This window comes from Bradyrhizobium sp. 142 (genome assembly GCF_023074015.1).
GTDB lineage: Bacteria > Pseudomonadota > Alphaproteobacteria > Rhizobiales > Xanthobacteraceae > Bradyrhizobium.
Genome location: NZ_JADPKQ010000119.1, coordinates 1 through 757, shown reverse-complemented (window position 1 = coordinate 757; position 757 = coordinate 1). Strand labels below are relative to the sequence as shown.

Genomic DNA, 757 nt, shown 5'->3' with positions numbered 1-757 from the left:
TAGCACCATCCGCTGTCGGTCGATGGCTCCCGGCTTTAGGCGTACCGCTTCGGAAATGCGCAGACCGGCGGCGTAGCATGTTGTCAGGATCACTTGATGCTTGAGGCTCTCCACGCAGCCGAGGAAGTGCAGCACCTCTTCGGGGCTGAGGATGACGGCGAGTGTCTTGGGCGCCTTTGGACACGGAATGATGAGGTCGAAATCCCATTCGAAGCCGAGCGTGACACGGTACAAGAAACGGAGCGCTGAGACGGTCACGTGGATCGACTTCGGCGCCAACTTCTTCTCGTTCGTCAGATAGACTTGGTAGGCGCGGACATCTTCCGGCCCAAGCAAAGCCGGCGACTTCGCAAAATGGCGGGCGAACTGCGAAACCTGCAGCAGATAGGAATCCTGCGTATGCGGTGACAGGTTGCGGATCTGCATGTCGTTTATCATGCGTAACCGAAGCGGGGTCATTGAAGGCTCCTTGGCAAAAAAACGAAAACTGCCCGAGGGCAGTAACGCCATCTTGCTCGAAGCCAAGCCTATGAACGCTGCAAATTACGTCTCACCATGGCACGCCAAAGCAGTTACAGTTGCTTCAGCCGCATTCCTTCATCCGAAGATGGGCCACTCTTGCCGAGTGTTCTGCCGCGGAGCGGCTTCGTCCAATCGCGATTATGTGCACCTCGTGATTATGCGCAGATTGCTGAGGCAGGAGGCTTTAACCGTCGGATTCTCGGACAACTTCCGGCTGGCGAACTGCGCATAATTC

General features: G+C 56.5%; 1 protein-coding gene. It reads right to left on the bottom strand.

Annotated features, from left to right (window positions below; all coding sequences use genetic code 11):
- Nucleotides 1–459 (bottom strand): site-specific integrase (locus tag IVA82_RS12110; RefSeq protein ID WP_247493309.1); only part of this gene is annotated, 459 nt, incomplete at its 3' end.
- Nucleotides 460–757: the final 298 nt, after the last annotated feature.